General features: G+C 51.5%; 14 protein-coding genes. 11 read left to right on the top strand and 3 right to left on the bottom strand.

The features are described 5' to 3' along the window. Positions 1-126 precede the first annotated feature (126 nt). From ACTQZS_RS04425 to ACTQZS_RS04415, 3 genes are all read right to left on the bottom strand, one after another. Entirely contained in the window at positions 127-747 is a 621-nt protein-coding gene (locus ACTQZS_RS04425; protein ID WP_441474770.1) for a DUF4867 family protein, read from the bottom strand. Between the two features lie 326 nt (positions 748-1073). After that, positions 1074-2366: a 3-phosphoshikimate 1-carboxyvinyltransferase gene (aroA, locus tag ACTQZS_RS04420; protein ID WP_441474769.1), complete on the bottom strand. Its 1293-nt coding sequence runs from the start codon at positions 2364-2366 to the stop codon at positions 1074-1076. A 345-nt stretch (positions 2367-2711) separates the two neighbouring features. Continuing rightward, positions 2712-3806, bottom strand: coding sequence for a prephenate dehydrogenase/arogenate dehydrogenase family protein (locus tag ACTQZS_RS04415; RefSeq protein WP_441474768.1), 1095 nt, complete (start codon positions 3804-3806; stop codon positions 2712-2714). Between the two features lie 294 nt (positions 3807-4100). Between ACTQZS_RS04415 and ACTQZS_RS04410 the strand changes: the two genes are divergently transcribed. The 11 genes from ACTQZS_RS04410 (at position 4101) to frr (ending at position 17511) form a co-directional block, all read left to right on the top strand. Beyond that, the gene (locus ACTQZS_RS04410) at positions 4101-6191 is read left to right on the top strand and encodes an elongation factor G (protein ID WP_441474767.1); all 2091 of its coding nucleotides are present in this window, start codon (positions 4101-4103) and stop codon (positions 6189-6191) included. 341 nt (positions 6192-6532) lie between these two features. Then, positions 6533-7084, top strand: a complete 552-nt coding sequence (locus ACTQZS_RS04405; protein WP_441474766.1) for a hypothetical protein — start codon at positions 6533-6535, stop codon at positions 7082-7084. Then, positions 7081-7932: a hypothetical protein gene (locus tag ACTQZS_RS04400; protein WP_441474765.1), complete on the top strand. Its 852-nt coding sequence runs from the start codon at positions 7081-7083 to the stop codon at positions 7930-7932. The genes ACTQZS_RS04405 and ACTQZS_RS04400 overlap by 4 nt, the downstream gene beginning before the upstream one ends. Positions 7933-8508: 576 nt before the next feature. Further along, a complete protein-coding gene (locus tag ACTQZS_RS04395; protein ID WP_441099161.1) occupies positions 8509-9543 on the top strand; it encodes a branched-chain amino acid aminotransferase in 1035 nt (344 codons plus the stop codon). 228 nt (positions 9544-9771) lie between these two features. Then, the gene (locus ACTQZS_RS04390; protein WP_441474764.1) at positions 9772-11391 is read left to right on the top strand and encodes an aminotransferase class I/II-fold pyridoxal phosphate-dependent enzyme; all 1620 of its coding nucleotides are present in this window, start codon (positions 9772-9774) and stop codon (positions 11389-11391) included. A gap of 38 nt (positions 11392-11429) precedes the next feature. Then, entirely contained in the window at positions 11430-12182 is a 753-nt protein-coding gene (locus ACTQZS_RS04385) for an exodeoxyribonuclease III (protein ID WP_441474763.1), read from the top strand. A gap of 194 nt (positions 12183-12376) precedes the next feature. Further along, on the top strand, positions 12377-14260 hold the full coding sequence (locus ACTQZS_RS04380) for a hypothetical protein (protein WP_441474762.1): 1884 nt from the start codon (positions 12377-12379) through the stop codon (positions 14258-14260). After that, entirely contained in the window at positions 14257-14811 is a 555-nt protein-coding gene (locus tag ACTQZS_RS04375; protein ID WP_441474761.1) for a DUF5662 family protein, read from the top strand. The genes ACTQZS_RS04380 and ACTQZS_RS04375 overlap by 4 nt, the downstream gene beginning before the upstream one ends. Then, on the top strand, positions 14808-16127 hold the full coding sequence (locus ACTQZS_RS04370; RefSeq protein WP_441474760.1) for an aspartate kinase: 1320 nt from the start codon (positions 14808-14810) through the stop codon (positions 16125-16127). The genes ACTQZS_RS04375 and ACTQZS_RS04370 overlap by 4 nt, the downstream gene beginning before the upstream one ends. Positions 16128-16238: 111 nt before the next feature. Beyond that, positions 16239-16934, top strand: a complete 696-nt coding sequence (gene pyrH, locus ACTQZS_RS04365) for a UMP kinase (RefSeq protein ID WP_441099155.1) — start codon at positions 16239-16241, stop codon at positions 16932-16934. A 22-nt stretch (positions 16935-16956) separates the two neighbouring features. Next, positions 16957-17511: a ribosome recycling factor gene (gene frr, locus ACTQZS_RS04360; protein WP_441099154.1), complete on the top strand. Its 555-nt coding sequence runs from the start codon at positions 16957-16959 to the stop codon at positions 17509-17511. Positions 17512-17566: the final 55 nt, after the last annotated feature.

Genomic DNA, 17566 nt, shown 5'->3' with positions numbered 1-17566 from the left:
AATCTGTGAAGCATTCCGGGATAAATAAAAAATCCTGTGAAGTATTTCGGGATAAAATAAAAAATCTTTCGCAGCATTCCGGGATAAAATAAAAAATCCGCGAAGCTTTCCCGGGTAATGGGCTGGTCAGTCCACCCTGAGATTTTCGCCATCGAGACCGTTAAAAGCGCCTTCGATTCCGGCATCCGGATGTGCGATGAGCCATTTGTTGACAGCGGTAATCAGTTTGTCTTCGCTGTCTCCCCCGTGAGCGGAGGTCAGTTCGGTATTCGTGCCCTTCGGGAGTACCACGACACAGCGGAACGGCTTGCCGTCAACGCTGCACGGCGCGTAATGAAGGGTGGTGGCGTAAACCTCGATCACTGTGCCTGCCGGCACGAGGAACGCCTCAACCTTTGAGGTGTCATAGTGAAAATCATCTGTGATATCCTGCTGTTTTCCGAGAAGGAGAATGAGATCATTCTCCGCAATATTGATTTCGGATGAACGGTGATATTCCAGAGCGTTCAAAAAAACATTATACCCATTGCAGTATCCGATCTGGACCGGAAGCTCGCCATATACAATCTGGCGGACTTTCTCTCCAGCCGCGGTCTGCTCAAGCTTCGGATCCGATGCGACGTAGATGGTGTGATCCGTCGGGCAGTCAGTATCCTTTAAAGCCTCCATAATGCCGGAAACATCAAGGCCGCGTATGATACGGCCATATGGATGAAAGGATTCATCGTGGACATTATGTATTACCATTCTAAAAACCTCCCTTAATATCTGTGAAGTTTGTCCTGATATAGAAAACTTCTCTAGTCATCGCCTATCATTATAACAGATTGTGCCGGAAATACGATGCATTTTCTTGACAAAAGGTACAAAAAACACAACAAAAATCAGAACAAAAACAGAACAAGGAAAAAGACAGAGATGTAGACGAAGATTCCGAACAGAAACAGAACTGCAAGATAGAACGAAAAATCGGGCGGCCTTCGGCTGTGGGAAGGCCGCCCGGTGTGTTGTGAAGCTTTCATTCAGGCAGAAGAAATTGGTATGAGGCAGACCGCAGATCGACGTAGCCTACGTCATTGCTGCAGAAGAGACTTCAGATCCTGGTAGAATTCCGGATAGGATATGTTCACGCATTCGGCGTCCCGGATCTCTGTTTCGCCATCGGCGGCGAGGGAGGCAATGGCAAAGGACATGGCGATGCGGTGATCGAGGTGGCTGTCGATGAGGGCACCGTGAAGCGGTTTTCCTCCATTGATTATCATACCGTCGTCGGTACCGGTGATGTCGACACCCATGCGGGAGAGATTTTCCACCATGAGGTCAAGACGGTTGGACTCCTTTACCTTCAGCTCACCTGCGTCTCGGATCACGGTTGTCCCCTCGGCTGTTGCAGCGAGGACAGCGATGATCGGGATCTCATCGATCAGAGTCGGAATCAGACTGCCTTCAATTACGGTGCCATGAAGCGGAGTGTACCGCACTTCGAGGTCTGCCGTGGATTCTCCGCCAGAAGCCGAAAGTCTGCGGTAGGTCACAGTTCCGCCCATGTCCTGAATAACGCGCAGAATACCGTCGCGGGTGGGATTTGTGCCCACGTTCCGCAGCAGAATCTCTGAGCCGGGGATCATGCAGGCGGCTGCCAGAAAATAGGCGGCGGAGGAGATGTCGCCGGGTACTTTTACAGATATTCCGGAGAGCTCATTTCCGGGATGAATGGTTGCCGCAAGACCGTCGGAGGACAAATCGGCGCCGAAATGACGAAGCATCAGTTCCGTGTGATTTCTGGAAAGAGCCGGCTCTATGACTGTTGTAGCAGAATCAGCGTAAAGCCCTGCAAGCAGAAGGCATGATTTTACCTGGGCGGATGCCACCGGAGAATGATAGGTAATGCCGTGAAGCGGCTGACCTATAATCTGAAGAGGTGCGCATCCGTTGTCACGTTCGCTGGTGATGCACGCGCCCATCTGCGTCAGTGGTTCGATGATCCGGTTCATGGGCCGCTTTTGTATGGAGGCGTCTCCGGTGAGGGTACAGGGAAAATCCTGTCCGGCAAGAATGCCGGAGATGAGGCGGGTCGTTGTTCCGGAATTGCCGCAATCGAGCACAGTGTCCGGAGCGTTGAGCCCGTGGAGCCCCTTCCCGTGGACGATGACATGATCCGGGTGTTCCGGATTGGTTTCGATATCAATCCCCATGCTGCGGAAGCAGCTGATAGTGGAGAGGCAGTCGGCGCCGGGCAGAAAATGGGAGATCTCAGTCGTCCCGTTTGCGAGACTGCCGAACATGACTGCCCGGTGAGAGATGGATTTATCCCCCGGAATATCCAACTGTCCGTGAAGCGGTTTATCTGTAGGATAAAATTTCATGACACGGTTCCTTCCTTCTGAAAGTTCTGCAGATTCATTTACTGTATAAGCTCTTCGAAAACGCAGACAGGATCGTCACGCGCGAAGCGTGTGTAAGAGACTGTATGCGATTTCAAAGGCAATAGGTATGAGGATGAAGCGCGAACGCGCGAAATCCGAATGCCTGTAGGATTGCGGGAGTGCGAAGCACGGAGCAATCCGTAGCTTATACAGTATGTGGCACGACTTATCGTATGAGGTTTACTGTATAAGATGCGTAGTAGCTCATTTATATCCCGTTTATATTTCGGAAATGTCATTATTGCCTGCGGCCCATCGGATGACGCGGCGGGAAGCAATCTTTTTTCAGACCTTGCGACGGACGAGGTAGTTTCGTTTCCGCAGTACGTCATCTGCATCGTTCCGTGCGTTTTCGTCATAAAATTCGATCCGGAGGACTCCGTCTTCAAATTCCCGGTTGTGAATGATGCCGATGTTCCGGATGCTGATCTGATTCATGGCGAGCAGCGTCGTAACGGTTGCGATTCCGCCGGGTTCGTCGTAGATATCCACGTACAGAAGATATTGCCTCGGAACCGATCCCCTCTTGATGTCATCGATGGAATCCCGGTAATCCTTGGACGAGGAGAATGTGCGGTAGAGGCCGTCGGCATCAGCCGAATCGATCATGGAGCGGAAATTGGAGAGAAATTCCATATAGCGGTCAAGAACCTTCAGGATATCTTTCCGGTTGGCAAGGCAGATCTGCTGCCACATGACCGGAGATGAGGAGGCGATTCTGGTGATGTCGCGGAACCCGCCCGCTGCCACCAGCTTCATTTTCTCATCCCGGGTATCGATGCTTTTCACTGTGTTCACCAGAGATGAGGCAACGATATGCTCGAGGTGGCTGACACCTGCAACGATGTAGTCGTGTTCTTCAGCGGAGACTACAATCGGGAGAGAGCGGATGGACCGGATCAGGTCCGAGTAGCGCCGGACCTTTTCAGTGTCAGTTTTCTGGTTTGTCGTAATAAAATAATACGCGTTTTCCAGCAGGTAATCCGTGGAGCTGGAAAAACCGGTTTTTTCCGTACCCGCCATCGGATGGCCGCCGATGAAATTCTCTGCCAGACCTGTCCGGATCGCAGCCTCGGTCGTCTCGCCCTTAACGGAGCCTACATCGGTCAGTATGCAGTCTTTCCGGATGATGGATTTGAGAAACGGAAAATAGGTGATATTGGTCTGTACAGGTGCGCACAAAAAAATAAAGTCACAGTCTCCGAAGCGCGGATCATTCTGGCCGAGGGCTTCATCGATTGCGCCTGCCTCCAGAGCCTGCTCAAGCGTGGAAGGGGTATGAGAGTATGCAAGTATATGAAAATCCGGATGGAATTTTTTGATGGATCTGGCCAGGGAACCTCCAATCAGTCCGAGACCGATAAAGCCGATACAAGTCATAGGAGTTTTTCCTCACTGTAATATACATCAGCACGTCAAAGCGCTAAAACAACTTATGTCAGTGTACTGGATAAACAGCGAAAAGTCAATGAAGGCAGATCAGACGATAATCATGAAAAAATAAGACGTAATTGCGGCGTAATAACGGCCCTGCTGTAGACTGCCGGTCGGAAATGTTGGGTAAATGACACAAAAAGGTTGATAATATTACAAGTTTTTAGTAAAATATATCCATAGCGCCGAGAAAGAGAGAAAGCGCTTTCGAGGCGACTCAAATGTATGGAGGTTAACATTATGGAGGTTTTCAGAACTGACAGGGTCAGAAACGTCGTAATACTCGGACACGGCGGAGCAGGCAAGACTACCCTTGTTGAGGGAATGGCATATCTTTCCGGCATCACCAGCCGTCTCGGAAGTGTTAACGACGGAAATACAATCAGTGATTACGATAAAGAAGAGATTAAGCGCAAGATTTCTATCAATACATCCATTGTTCCCGTTGTGTGGAACAAGTGCAAGGTAAATGTACTGGATACCCCCGGATATTTCGATTTTGTCGGCGAGGCTGAAGAAGCGGTTTCTGCTGCGGATGCGGCGGTAATCGTGGTTTCCGGAAAGGCCGGCGTTCAGGTAGGCACAGAGAAGGCATGGGATCTCTGTGAGAGATACAACCTTCCGAGAATGTTTTTTGTCACGGACATGGATATTGATGACGTATCCTATCGTGATGTTGTTCTGAAGCTTCAGGAGCTTTACGGCAAGAAAATCGCTCCCCTTCATATGCCGATCCGAAAGGACGGGAAGTTTATCGGCTATGTGAATATCGTGAAGAACAAGGGACGCAGATACATTAATAAGAATGAAAAAGAGGAAATCCCGGTACCGGATTACCTGAAGGATTACCTCTCTGAATATAGAGACGCGCTGCTGGAGTCAGTGGCGGAGACCAGTGAAGAGATGATGGACCGCTATTTCAACGGTGAGGAATTCTCTCCCGCGGAGATTGGCGCTGCACTGGCAATGAATGTCGGCTCCGGAGATATGGTTCCGGTCTGCATGGGATCTCCGATCAATCTGCAGGGTGTGAAGATTCTCCTTGATGATATCGTGGAATATTTCCCGGATCCATCCCGGAGAAAACGCGCGGGACTTGACCGCAGCAGCAATGATGTATTCAATGCGGACTATAATTTCACCGGTCCGAAGAGCGCAACGATCTGGAAGACGATCGCGGACCCGTTCCTCGGAAAGTATTCCGTTATCAAGGTCTGCTCCGGTGTATTGAAGTCAAATGACGTGCTCTACAATGTCACGCAGGATTCCGAGGAGAAGATCGGAAAGCTGTATGTCATGACCGGCAACAAGCCAGTGGAGGTACCGGAGCTTCATGCTGGTGATATTGGAGCGCTGGCAAAGCTCGGCGATGCAAAGACCGGCGATTCTCTGGCAACAAAGGATCATCCGGTTGACTTCGGTCCGGTGGCGGTGTCGAAGCCTTATACGGCAAAACGCTACAAACCGCTGAACAAGAATGATGTGGATAAGATTTCCCAGGGCCTTTCCAGACTTCAGCTGGAGGATCTGACAATGAAGGTTGTCAATGACTCGGCAAATCATCAGTCTCTGATCTATGGCATCGGTGAACAGCACATTGAAGTTATCGCAGCGAAGCTGAAGGAGAGATATAAGGTTGATATCGAGCTCTCTGAGCCGAAGATTGCCTTCCGCGAGACGATACGCAAGAAATCCGACGTGGACTCCAAGTACAAGAAGCAATCCGGCGGACACGGTCAGTATGGACACGTGAAAATGCGCTTTGAGCCATCAGGGGATCTGAATACACCGTTTGTTTTTGAAGAAGAGGTTGTGGGAGGATCTGTTCCGAAGAACTATTTCCCTGCGGTTGAGAAAGGCCTGGCAGAATCGGTGACATCCGGACCGCTTGCGGCATATCCGGTAGTCGGTGTCAAAGCGATTCTTTATGATGGATCCTATCATCCGGTTGATTCCTCGGAGATGGCATTCAAGACCGCAACCATTATGGCGTTTAAGGATGGTTTTATGAAGGCGGATCCGGTATTGCTGGAGCCGATTGTAGATCTTAAGGTGATTGCGCCGGATGCGTTCACCGGCGATATAATGGGTGACCTGAATAAGCGACGTGGACGCGTCCTGGGAATGAATCCGGCCGGAAACGGGAAGACGGAGATCGAGGCGGAGGTACCGCAGCTCGAGCTGAGCGGATATTCCAATACGCTTCGTTCCATGACCGGAGGTGCCGGCGATTTCTCCTATGAGTTCGCGAGATATGAGCAGGCTCCGGCGGAGATCCAGAAAGCACAGGTTGAGGCGAGAGCAGGAAAGGTCACGAAGCTTGATGACTGACAGGACGGCTTTCCTCTGCTGAGAGTGCTCCTGTGAATGTGAATCTGCTGTCTGCTGCATCAGCTGGGAAGCTGTATGCGGCAGACAGCTTTTTTACGCGAACAGTGAGCCGCAGCCGAATGCGAAGTATTCGTGTGCGGCGAGCGTCGCGATAACGAGATAAAATTCGCGCAGCGTGTTTTATCTCGTTTAGAGTGTTTTAACTCGCTTTCCGAACAGCCTTTGTGTTATGATGATAAAGACTAAAAAAATGCATTACAGGCGGAGCGGCAGGATCCATACAGGCTACCGCGAAGGCGGAGACATGATCAGGACGTCCGCATGGAAAGGAGACAGCAAAAATGGGGAATGATAAGGAATTTGAGGCTGGCAGTATGAGAGGGAATCCTCTGGGAACTGACATCAGTGCGGAGGAAGTTCGGGATCTGGCGGAGAAATTCATTTACTCCAGATATATTGTGGGTAAGGAACAGAACCAGAAATTTCTGCATAACCTGAAGATGCCGGAATACCTGGCACTGCATATCGTGCGGGAATATGTAAAGGATCTTCCCGAGGACAATCGGAAAATGTATCTGAATGTTCTGTCGGAGAAGCTGGAACTTCCGATAAACGAAACCTCCCATGTGGCTGAGGCACTGAAAAACCGCGGTTACGTGACCTGGACTTTTGATGGGAAGGGAAACGGAGGCACTTATCTCAATATTACCCAGCGCGGGCTTGATATGCTTGCGGATAATGAGAAGCGCGTGGACAAGTTTACGAAAAAGGTCGTTAATCGTTTCGGACTCGACCGGATGCTTCAGTTTATGGAAATGAGCTCGGAGCTCTCCCGGATCATGAAGGATGAGCGGGAGGGAACAGAGTCCGGAGAAAGCAGCGGTAAGGCATGATTTCTCCGTATAATTTCCGCAGGCTGGAGAAAAAGTGGGAGGGCCTTTTTGGCCCATCCGCGGATGTCCGGGACGTGATACCAGAGTACTATCTCAGGGAATACGGACAGGATGCAATGCGCATGTATGTACTGTTCTCCGGAAAGCTGCCCGGAAACAGCGAACGGGATGAAGCATGTGCCGAGGGCCTTCTTCGATATCTTCGCCGATACTGGAGAGATGCGGAGACAATCCTGGAACAGTCAGAAGAGTCAGAGACGGCAGATGGATCAGAGGCTGCCGGCCGCTTCGATGTCTGCGATGCGGAAAGGCTTCCGGGAGAAGCCCGCGAGCTGATATATACCGTAAATGAGAGAGTCAGCCGCTCTAAGTGGAATACAGCGGCGGCAGCGATGATGGAAGGCCTGAATCTGCTGCGGAGGGAGAAGGGCGTCCGGGGACTGGCTGGCCCTGCGGAGGAACTTTTATTTATGAAGAATTACATTCTTCTGTCTGCTCCGTTCACCCCTTACATCGCACAGGAGCTTTGGGAGAGATACGGCGGGTGCGGATATCATGATGAGCGCGGATATCATCGCGGTGTGCCGGACGTTTTGGAAGATGAAGACAGAAGAAGCGTCATGGAGGAACCCTGGCCGATTGCCGGGGATGCAGATAGGTCCGGTGATCCGGTTCGCCTTCCAGTCTGTATCGATGGAAGAAAAAGAACCGAGATACCGGCACTTTTTGGGTGGACCCGGGAACAGGCGGAAAGGGCAGCGGCCGCTGCCCTCGGCAGCAGGATGCCATCAGATGTCGGGAGAATTGTCTATGTGCCGGGGCGCATTCTGAACCTTGTGACAAAGTAAACGGCCATACGATAAGTCGTGCCACATACAGTATAAGCTATGGATTGCTCCGTGCTTCGCACTCCCGCAATCCTCCAGGTATTCGCACTTCCGTGCCGCTTAAGCGTCACTTCGTGCTCATACCTGTTGCCTTCGAAATCGCATACAGTCTCTTACACACGCTTCGCGCGTGACGATCCTGTCTGCGTTTTCGAAGAGCTTATACAGTAAACGGCCATATGATAAGTCGTGACACATACTGTATAAGCTATGGATTGCTCCGTGCTTCGCACTCCCGCAATCCTCCAGGTGACCGACTTCGTCGGTCTGTCGCGGCGTTCGCCCCACCGCTTCACACTTTGTGTGAGCGGGTGTGGCTCACTGCCCGCGCATATTCGCATTCACGCGGTGCTTCACACCGCTCCATGCTCATACATGTTAGCGTCGTTCAAGCATGCAGTTTTCTGTGCATGCTTCTCATGCCCAAAAACTGCCCGCCTGACGACGGCTTTATGCAGTAAACCTTTTCGTTTTTTTGTTTGCAAAGTGAAATTTTGGTGTATAATATCAGCAGATTATCATTAGGAGGACAAATCAATGGCTACAAAAGATATTGACTGGGGAAGCCTGGACTTTAATTACAGAGAAACAGATTACAGCTATGTCTCCATGTACAGAGACGGAAAGTGGGATGAGGGCAGGCTGACGAAGGATCACACAGTTACGATGAGTGAGTGCGCGGCGGTTCTTCAGTATTCTCAGTCCTGCTTTGAAGGCCTCAAGGCATATAGAACGAAGGACAACAAGGTGGTATGCTTCCGCCCGGATATGAATGCGCAGCGTATGTATGACTCCTGCAAACGGCTGGAAATGCCGCCGTTCCCGGTTGATCGTTTTGTGAAAGCTGTTGAAGAAGTGGTAAAGGCGAACGTTGACTGGGTACCGCCATATGGCTCCGGCGCAACGCTCTATATCCGTCCTTATATGTTCGGATACAATGCGGTTATCGGAGTAAAGCCTGCTGAGGAGTATATGTTCCGTATCCTCGTGACGCCGGTTGGCCCGTATTTTAAGGGCGGAGCAAAGCCGGTTGTTGTGCGTATTCCTGACTTCGACCGCGCCGCGCCGCATGGAACCGGCGGAATCAAGGCCGGCCTGAACTATGCGATGAGTCTTCACCCGATCATGGAGGCGCACAGAGAGGGATTCAACGAGAACCTGTATCTGGATCCGGCGACCAGAACAAAGGTGGAAGAGACCGGCGGAGCAAATGTAATCTTTATCAAGGACAACGGGAAGACACTGGTAACGCCGAAGTCCGATTCGATTCTTCCGTCTATCACGCGCCGTTCCCTCTGCTATATTGCCGAGAATATGCTGGGCATGAAGGTGGAGCACAGACCGGTTATGTTCAGTGAAGTACCGGAATTTGAGGAAATGGGTCTTTGCGGAACCGCAGCCGTTATCAGCCCGGTAGGACAGATCAATGACCATGGCAGAATCATCAACATTCCGAGCGGCATGGAGAAGATGGGACCGGTTCTCACAAAGCTTCGCAGCACACTGACAGGTATTCAGGACGGAGAGATCGAAGGACCGGAAGGCTGGGTTCATGAGATAGACGTTGACTGAAGAAAAGTGAATCCCTGACGTTCTTTTTACAGGTTAATTGAATTAACAGAAAATTGATGCTAATATGAGACTGTCGCATGATATGCATACAGTGAATCAGCGGACCGGCCGCAGGATGAACACGTACTGCGGACCGGGATAAGCAGAGAAGATTTTGATTCACGGGTAGGCTCAATGCGGTGGTCTCATTTTTTGTGAGTCCGGAAGAAAGACAGAAAGGCATCATAAGTGAATCAGAATAGTACACCGATTTTGGACGCAATTGAAAATTTCCGCAATGAAAGGCCGGCATTTTTTCGCATTCCGGCGCATCGCTTTGAACGCGGAGCAGACCCGAGAGCTTTGGAGGTCCTCGGGGAAAGGGCGTTTATGAGCGACCTGACAGAGGCTGAGGGACTGGATGATCTGCATCAGCCGGCGGGGCCGATCCGGGAGGCACAGGATCTGGCTGCGGAAATCTGGGGATCGGATCACTGCTGGTTTCTGGTGAATGGTACAACGTGTGGGAATGAAGCTATGATTCTCGCCTCTGTACAGCCCGGGGAAAAAATCCTGGTTCCGAGGAATGCGCATAAATCCGTGCTGATGGGCCTGATTCTGAGCGGAGCTGTTCCGGTATGGGTAAACACGGAGACAGTTCCCGGATGGAATATCTCCGGTGAGGTGAAACCAGAGGAGATTGAAAAAGCATTGGAGCGGGACAGCGAAATCCGAGCAGTCTTTGTGGTGAGCCCGACTTATTACGGGATCTGTTCCAATTTGCGGAGAATTGCGGACATCTGTCACCGGCATGGGATTCCTCTGCTTGTCGACGAGGCACATGGATCCCACCTGTATTTTTCGGACGAGATGCCGGAAGGAGCGATCCGGGCAGGGGCGGACGCAGCGGCACAGAGCATTCACAAGACATCCGGAAGTATGACGCAGAGTTCAATGCTTCAGTGGAAGAGCCGTTTTCTTTCACGCCAGAGACTGGATGAGTGCCTGAAGCTCGTGATGAGCACGAGCCCGAATTACCTTCTTATGGGTTCTTTGGACGGAGCACGCCATAACCTTGCGCTCCACGGCGGAGAATTGATGAGCAAATCGATGGCGATGGCAGACATTCTTCGTGAGGAGCTTGCGCGGATTCCTTACGTGGATGTACTGACGACAGATGTGTGTTATGAGATGTCCGGGGAAGAAAAAATTGCCCTTGCGACTGCAAAGTCAGCGGGAATTCCTGTGGAAGAGCTTCTCGGGAAGGGAAAAAAAGTGCCGGAACATCTGACGCTGGATCCGCTCCGGATCGTTTTTTCGGTAAGGAGAGCAGGAATCACAGGTTTTCGTCTGCAGAGACTGCTCTATGATAAGGGCAGAGTCAGCACAGAACTGGCAGATTTTGAGAACGTAGTGGCAGTCGTCACGTGGGGAAATAACGGCGATGATATCCGGCGGCTGGTAGAGACGTTGAAGGAGATCCTGAGGGAACAGACGGGCTGCGGCACAGAGGACATTCCGAGGGAAAGTGCGGAAGAAATCGGGAGCTTGTCGGACGGGAAACGCGGGGACTATCTCAGGCATGCCGCATCTGTGCTTCCCCAGGTGGTAATGACACCGAGAGAAGCTTTTTACAGTGAGAAGATTCTGGTGAAATGGGAAGATGCGGTCGGCAGAGTTGCCGGGGAAAGCATCATCCCGTATCCTCCGGGGATTCCGCTGATCTGTCCGGGTGAGGTGATCACCAGAGAAATTTTCGACATTGTCCAGCGGTACAGGGAAAACCGGCTGCCGATCCACGGACCTGCGGACCGTGATCTGGAAACCATGAGGGTCATCCGATATCGAACAAAGCTGGATATCACCTGAGGATGGCATGAAGGAAAAATATTAACCGGGAGGTATGCATGAAATTTATATCCTGGAATGTGAATGGGCTGCGAGCCTGTGTGGGAAAAGGATTCAGGGAGTATTTCGACAGCACCGGCGCGGATTTCTTCTGTATTCAGGAGAGCAAGCTTCAGGCCGGTCAGATCGATTTTGCGCCGGAGGGCTATTACTGCTATTGGAATTATGCTGACAGAAAGGGATATTCCGGCACAGCGGTTTTTGCAAAGCAGGAGGCGCAGAATGTCACTTACGGGATCGGAGTGGAGGAGCATGATCATGAAGGACGCGTGATCACTCTTGAATATGAGAAGTTCTATCTCGTGACCTGCTATACGCCAAATTCCCAGAGTGAACTGAAGCGGCTGGATTACCGGATGCGCTGGGAGGATGATTTCCGCGCATATCTTCACACCCTCGCGGAGAAAAAACCGGTGATTGTCTGCGGGGATCTGAATGTGGCGCATGAAGAAATTGATATCAAAAATCCGAAGGCGAACCGCAGAAATGCCGGATTTACCGATGAAGAACGGGAAAAGATGACGGAGCTTCTGGATTCGGGGTTCACGGATTCCTACCGCTGGCTGCATCCTGATAAGATTGAGTACTCCTGGTGGTCGTACCGCTTCCGGGCGCGTGAGAAAAATGCGGGATGGAGAATCGATTATTTCCTGATCACCGATAATCTCAGAGATCATGTCAGCGATGCGGTTATCCACACCGATGTGATGGGATCGGACCATTGTCCGGTTGAGCTGGATCTTACGATATGATTTCAAGCCGGATGAGGTCGGATTCGGGGAAGCCGGCTATCTGACAATAGGTATGGGATGAAGCTGCAAAGCAGCGAAGTGACGCGCAAGCGGCACGAAAGTGCGAATATGCGCGGGCGGGTGAGCCACATCTGCGCACACACAGTGTGAAGCGGTTTACCTGTCTGTGATCAGGGAAGAACCGGAGGAAGAGAATGGCAGAGAAGACAGAATTCAGGGTAACACCATCAGATCCGGAAAGACTTGGAGTGCACGGCATTACGACGAACGGAGTACGCAACGGAAACCTGTTCGCCTGCGTGATTCCGGAAGGGAAGCGGGCGGAGCTTCTGCTCTATCATACAGGGGAGATTGAGCCTTGTCAGGTGATTCCTCTCGAGGAAAAATACCGGATTGGCGACATCAGCGCAGTCTTTGTGGAGATGGAGAATGCAGGAGCGTATGAATACAATTATCGGGTAGAGGGGAAGATCGTTGCGGATCCCTATGCCAGATCTGTTCGTAGAATCACAAATCCGGTCAGCGGGGAGGAAGAGTACCGGTGTTCCATGAAGGTCTATTTCAAGGCAGGAAGCGAGCCCCTCAATATACCCTATGAGAACAGTATCTTCTACAAACTTCACGTGAGAGGCTTCACAAAGACCCGGCCGGCGGGCGTGAAGCATCCCGGAACATTTCTCGGTGTCACGGAGATGATCCCGTATCTGAAGGACATGGGGGTGACTTCGTTGATCCTCATGCCGTGCTATACGTTCGAAAATCAATCCAATGAGGAAAAATACTACTATCTGGATCAGCAGGTGCAGGTGAAGGAACCGGAGAATAATGCGGACCCGGTTTTGAATTACTGGGGGTACACGAAGGGACTTTATTTTGCGCCGAAGAAGGCTTACTGCGCCACGGATAATCCGAACAAGGAGTTCGCGGAAATGGTGGATGTCCTCCATGAGGCTGGCCTGGAATGCATCCCGGAGTTCTATTTTCTTCCGGAAGCGGATGCAAGACTTGTCACTGATGTGCTGCGCTACTGGCGCCTTCACTTCAAGGTGGACGGTTTCCATCTGGTCGGCGACGGGAGCTGGATTCATGCGGCCGTTACCGACCCCCTGCTTCGGAGAACGAAGCTGATTACCTCCGGCTATGATACCTCCGTGCTGTACGGAGGCAGAAAACCGGCTTTCCGGAACCTTGCGGCTATGAATCCGTCCTACGAGCAGGCGATGCGCCGGTTTCTGAAGGGCGATCCGGATGTCGGCACGGACGAAGCCGGCTGGTATCTACGAAGAAACAGCGAGGACCAGGCGTTCATCAATTATTTCGCGGACCAGGACGGTTTTACAATGTATGACATGGTTTCATATGAGGAAAAACATAATGAAGCCAACGGTGAGCAGAATCACGACGGAACCGATTTCAATTTTACCTGGAACTGCGGTGAAGAAGGACCGACAAGAAAGAACGCGGTTCGCCAGCTGAGGCGGCAGCTGCTCAGGAATGCTTTTCTGATGCTGATGACCAGCCAGGGAGCACCGATGGTCTACGCAGGGGATGAGATGGAGAACAGCCAGGGAGGTAACAACAATGCCTGGTGCCAGGATAACCGCACGGGATGGGTTGCATGGAGCAGATCAAAATCAGCGAGAGAGATGCATGATTTTGTCAGAGAAGCCATTGCGTTCCGCAGGGAACATCCGGTTCTTCGATCCGCACGGGTGCTGCGGATGGCGGACTATAAGGCCTGCGGATTCCCGGACCTTTCGTTTCACAGCGAGGTGGCATGGATGAGTGCCGCCGGAAAGACGAAGACAGGATTCGGCGTCATGTACTGCGGGCAGTATGCGGAGAAGCCGGACGGAACAGCGGACGACACGATCTATATCGCATACAATATGTACTGGCTGACGCAGCGGTTCGCACTTCCAGATCTTCCGGAAGACTTCCGGTGGGTCATCCGCGCGGATACATCGCGTGAGCAGGCGTTCCCGGAGGAAGGTACGGAGACGGAAATCGATTCAGACGAGAAGGCAGTGGAGGTATCTCCGAGAAGTATCGTGATCTTAGTGGCGGTGCGAAAATGAAGAAAAATTACGCGTGGCAGCATTTCAAGACAATTACACATCACAAGTGCCTGGTCCTTCATTATTGTTTCCGAATGGGGCTTTACTGGCAGGGAATTGTGCATGATCTGTCCAAGTATTCTCCTACGGAATTCCGTGAGGGGGCGAGATACTGGCAGGGAACCAGAAGCCCGAACAACGCGGAACGCGAGGCTACAGGAGTTTCCCTTGCCTGGCTTCACCATAAGGGGCGCAACAAGCACCATTTCGAATATTGGATTGACTATGGTATAAACTGTGATACAATCATCAAAGGCGTGCCGATTCCCCGCAAATATGTGGCGGAAATGGTCGCGGACCGTATCAGCGCATCCAGAGTATATCTGGGGGACGGCTATAATGACCGCGCTCCCTACGAGTACTGGAAGAGAGGCAGAGACAAGTTATGGTTTGTCGATGATTCTGTGAAGAATCAGCTTGATCTGCTGCTCGGGATGCTGGCAGAGAAGGGTGAAGACGTAACTGTTTCATATATAAGACACACATTTTTGAAGGGTGGACAACAGGAATGAAAAAAGTAGTGAAATTCGGTGGCAGTTCTCTCGCAAATGCTGAGCAGTTCAAGAAGGTCGGAGAAATCATCCGGGCGGATGAGGGCAGACGCTACGTTGTCCCGTCGGCACCCGGCAGACGGTTCAGCAATGACACCAAGGTTACCGATATGCTGTATGACTGCTACCATCGTGCGGAGGAAGATCAGGATTTCTCCGATGCGCTTCAAAATATTCGCGATCGTTACGATGAGATCATCAACGGTCTGGGCCTGTCTCTCAATCTGGACAGCGAGTTCGAGACAATCGCCGAAAATTTCCGCAGCAAAATCGGAACCGATTACGCTGCGTCCAGGGGAGAGTATCTGAACGGAATTGTGATGGCGGAATACCTCGGGTATGAATTTGTCGATGCCGCAAGCGTTGTGGCCTTCGACGAATACGGAAAGTTTGATGCGGTAAGGACAGATAAGCAGATGGGAGCGGTGCTTGAGCCTCTTGAGCATGCAGTGATTCCGGGATTCTACGGCGCAAAGCCGGACGGTACAGTGGAGACCTTCTCCCGGGGCGGGTCCGACATCACCGGATCCCTCGTGGCAAAGGCGGTTCATGCGGATCTGTATGAAAACTGGACGGATGTATCCGGCTTCCTGATGGCGGATCCGAGAATCATCAAGGATCCGGTTACCATCAATACGATTACCTATCGTGAGATGCGCGAGCTTTCCTACATGGGAGCGACGGTTCTCCACGAGGATGCGGTATTCCCTCTCAGAAAGGAAGGAATACCGATCAATGTTCGAAATACAAACCGTCCGCAGGATCCGGGCACGATGGTTGTCGAGAACACCTGCAACAAGCCGAAATATACCATCACCGGTATCGGCGGCAAGAAGGGATTCGCTTCCATCACAATTGAGAAGGCGATGATGAACGCGGAAGTCGGATTCGGCCGCAAGGTGCTTGAGGTATTCGAGGACTGCGGGATGACGTTCGAGCATACACCTTCCGGGATTGACACCTTCTCTGTGTATGTCAACCAGAACGAATTCGAGAAGCATGAGCAGCAGGTTATCGCCGGACTTCACAGATCTGTTCATCCGGACATGATCGAGCTGGAATCCGATCTGGCGCTGATCGCGGTTGTGGGCAGAGGAATGAGAAGAACGAGAGGAACCGCGGGACGGATTTTTGCCGCACTGGCCCATGCACATGTCAATGTCAAGATGATCGACCAGGGATCCTCCGAGCTGAACATCATCATCGGTGTGGAAAACCGCGATTTTGAGACGGCAATCAAGGCGATTTACGATATCTTTGTTGTTTCACGGCTGTAATCGTCAGATTTCATAGCGATAAGGGATTTCTTTATGCTATAATATAAGCAGTTGCCGTACGAATCATTGGCGGCAGGGTCCGTAAACAGAAGAAGAACAAGGAGATCGTGCATGAAAAGACTATTGCTGAAGCTCAGCGGAGAAGCGCTTGCAGGAGACAGGAAGACTGGATTTGACGAGGAAGTTGTAACAGGTGTAGCAAAACAGGTTCGGAAACTGGTGGATGACGGCTTCCAGATCGGGATTGTTATCGGAGGCGGAAACTTCTGGAGAGGCCGCTCCAGCAAGAATATCGACCGCACGAAGGCGGATGAGATCGGTATGCTTGCGACGGTTATGAACTGCATCTATGTGTCCGAGATTTTCCGGTCACAGGGGATGATGACATCGGTCCTGACACCCTTTGAGATCGGCGGAATTACGAAGCTGTTCTCGAAGGATCGAAGCAATAAATATTTTGCGCACAACATGGTTGTATTCTACGGAGGAGGAACGGGCAGCCCGTATTTTTCGACAGATACCACCGCTGTTCTCCGGGCGATTGAAATCGATGCTGACGAACTGCTTCTGGCGAAGGCTGTGGACGGTGTCTATGACAGCGACCCGAAGAGCAATCCGAATGCAAGGAAATACGATGAGGTTTCAATTCAGGAGGTCATCGACAAGCAGCTTCAGGTCGTGGATATGACCGCATCGATCCTGGCAAAGGAGAACAGGATGCCGATGGTGGTATTCGGCCTTGACGGGGAAGACAGCATCGTCAATGCTGCGCACGGGAAGATCACCGGGACAAGGGTGACCGTGTAAGAGACCAGGGAGGAATTTTACAATGAATGAGAGAGTAAAGGCATACGATGCCAAAATGGAGAAGACACTCGCAAACCTTGCAAATGAGCTCGGCGCCATTCGTGCCGGCCGTGCGAATCCCCATGTCCTGGATCGTATCACGGTTGACTATTACGGCGCTCCGACACCACTGAATCAGGTGGCGAATATTCAGGTTCCGGAGGCCAGAATCATTCAGATTCAGCCATGGGAATCTTCGATGATCAAACCGATCATCAAGGCGATCCAGACGTCCGATCTCGGCATTAATCCGAATACGGACGGTAAAGTGATCCGCCTGATTTTCCCGGAGCTGACCGAGGAGAGACGTAAGGAGCTCACAAAGGAGACAAAAAAGAAGGGCGAGGAAGCCAAGGTGGCTGTCCGCAACATCCGCCGGGATGGCAATGAGGCTTTCAAGAAACTGGAGAAATCCGAGGATCTGTCCGAGGACCTCATCGCGGAGCTTCAGGATGACCTTCAGAAGGCGACCGATAAGAGAATCAAAGAGATCGACAAGGCTGTGGAAGAGAAGTCCAAAGAGCTGATGAAAGTCTGATCGGCACAGACGGCTTCGTGAAACAGAAATGAGGGGGAGCTGACGTACGAAATGC

Source organism: Bilifractor sp. LCP19S3_H10 (assembly GCF_052119185.1).
Classification (GTDB): domain Bacteria; phylum Bacillota; class Clostridia; order Lachnospirales; family Lachnospiraceae; genus Bilifractor.
This window is presented reverse-complemented; position numbering and strand designations above follow the sequence as displayed.